Genomic DNA, 1,374 nt, shown 5'->3' on the forward strand with positions numbered 1-1,374 from the left:
CGCCGAGCTGGACGCCGAGGCCGGGGAAGCTGAGGATGATCTCAGCGTCCGGGTGCTGAGGGAAAGCCTCTTCGACCGCCTCCGTGAGATCGTCGGCGGCGGTGCAGGCGGCCTCCAACTGGACCAGGAGTGCCAGCATTTGCTTGCCCAGCGCGTCCTCGACGAGCTGCGGCTGGTGGGCGTAGTCGGCGCGGAAGACGCCACGGAGTCGCTCGGCCTCGGCCGTGATGCTGCGCTTGCGGCCGGCCCGCTTGAGCGCGGCTTCCAGCTGCGTGCGGGTCAGCCGCGCGGCCCGGGCCGGTGTCGGGGCAGCCTTGAGGAGCTCTCGGGCCTCCGGCCGGCACAGGCCGTTGCGCCAGGATTCGAAGGCCGCCAGGGCGGCCGGATAGTACTCCCGCAACAGCGAGCGGAGCTGGTTGGACAGCTGCTGGCGGTTCCAGAGCGAGTCCTGCTGAGCACGGGCGAGGACGGCGATGGCCCGGCCGAGGTCGCTGTCGTTGGGCAGCGGCCGGTGGGCGTGCATGTCGGTGCGCAGGATGTTCGCAAGGACCAGGGCGTCGCCGGGGTCGGACTTCTTGCGCGAGACAGAGTGCCGGTCGCGGTAGCGGGCGGCGGCCATCGGGTTGATCGCGAACACCTGCCGCTTGCCGGTCCGCAGAACGGCAACGAGCAGGCCGCGCGAAGTCTCGATCGCGACCGGGATCGGGTTCTCCTCGCTGTCGCCGTACTCGACCAGCAGGTCCAGCAGGATCTTGTAGCCCGCGGCGTCGTCGGTGATGTGCCGCTTGGCCAGTAACTGGCCGCTGTCGTCGACCAGGGCGACGTCGTGCGTACGCTCGGCCCAGTCGATTCCGCAGTAGATCAAGATGTTCCTCCCCATGGTGCAGTTTGCGCAGGTCACGAGCTCATGCGGAACCACGCGGCGACCTAATCCCAGGACTCGGCGCAAGGGCCGGTCCGCCACCTCAGTAGCCGTTCGTGGCACCAGCTCACCCCACGGGCCTCGGTCTATCCGGGAGCTCAGACGGCTCGGGCTTCACAAGAGGTCACCATGCAGCGGGCTCGCACCACCAACACCAACGAGTGATCAAGGTGCGGGTGTTGACGTTCCACGGTCCTGGGTGGCGCGCGATCTGCCTCAAGGCGTCTGGGCCGGGTTGGTGGAAGGCGTACGCCCAGCACCGACGAACATCAACACCCGCACTGTGGTGGTCCTCAAAGGCGCCGAACGCCGCGCGGTCTACAGCGAGGCGTCAAAGCCCGGCGTGATTCAGGCATCCGCTTGGCGCCCACGGGACCCCCACCACGAGCACCAGGACATTGCACCGCTCTGCAGGAAGACATGGCCTGCCGGGCTGAAACAAGATGTCAACG

Annotated in this window: 2 protein-coding genes; one reads left to right on the top strand and one right to left on the bottom strand. The window is 68.2% G+C overall.

The annotated features are described in order from the left end of the window. Nucleotides 1-880, bottom strand: an 880-nt coding sequence (locus ACIRVK_RS45540) for an IS110 family transposase (RefSeq protein ID WP_404258065.1), incomplete at its 3' end; no start/stop codon positions are given. Between the two features lie 241 nt (nucleotides 881-1,121). On the opposite strand from ACIRVK_RS45540, the gene ACIRVK_RS45545 reads away from it, so the two are divergent. Next, the coding region (locus ACIRVK_RS45545) for a hypothetical protein (protein WP_404258067.1) at nucleotides 1,122-1,374 on the top strand (253 nt) is incomplete at its 3' end.

The sequence above is a fragment of the Streptomyces sp. NPDC101152 genome (assembly GCF_044768275.1).
Classification (GTDB): domain Bacteria; phylum Actinomycetota; class Actinomycetes; order Streptomycetales; family Streptomycetaceae; genus Streptomyces.